General features: G+C 61.6%; 1 pseudogene and 1 other annotated feature. The pseudogene reads right to left on the reverse strand.

The window, feature by feature from the left end:
* Nucleotides 1-370, reverse strand: a pseudogene (locus SB771_RS33675) (IS3 family transposase); the annotation flags it as partial.
* Nucleotides 110-226 (reverse strand) — a sequence feature (AL1L pseudoknot). Its footprint overlaps the pseudogene before it by 117 nt.

Raw genomic sequence — 370 nt, forward strand, 5'->3', positions numbered from 1 at the left:
TGGCCTGCCAGACACGCTTGATCTCCGGTTGCAAAAGCTCATCGCGTTTCGCGCGGGCGCAGCGCTTCGACGGATCGCGAAGTTGTGCTGCATGGCGTCGGTAGCCCGACGGGGCAATCCGCAAGACCTTGCAGATCGGCTCGACCCCGAAGGTGTCGCGATGCTGATCAATGAAGGCCTTCAGGACTTGAAACGGCGGTCGAGCTCCGCCTGGGCGAAAAACGCGCTCGCCAGTTTGAGAATCTCATTGGTCCGGCGCAGTTCCTTGACCTCGCGCTCCAAGGCCTTGATGCGTTCACGCTCGGCCGTACTCACGCCATCGCGCTCTCCACGGTCGACCTCGTCGCGCTTAACCCAATCCAACAACGTC

It is taken from the genome of Burkholderia sp. SIMBA_051 (genome assembly GCF_046534915.1).
In the GTDB taxonomy this organism is placed as follows: domain Bacteria; phylum Pseudomonadota; class Gammaproteobacteria; order Burkholderiales; family Burkholderiaceae; genus Burkholderia; species Burkholderia ambifaria.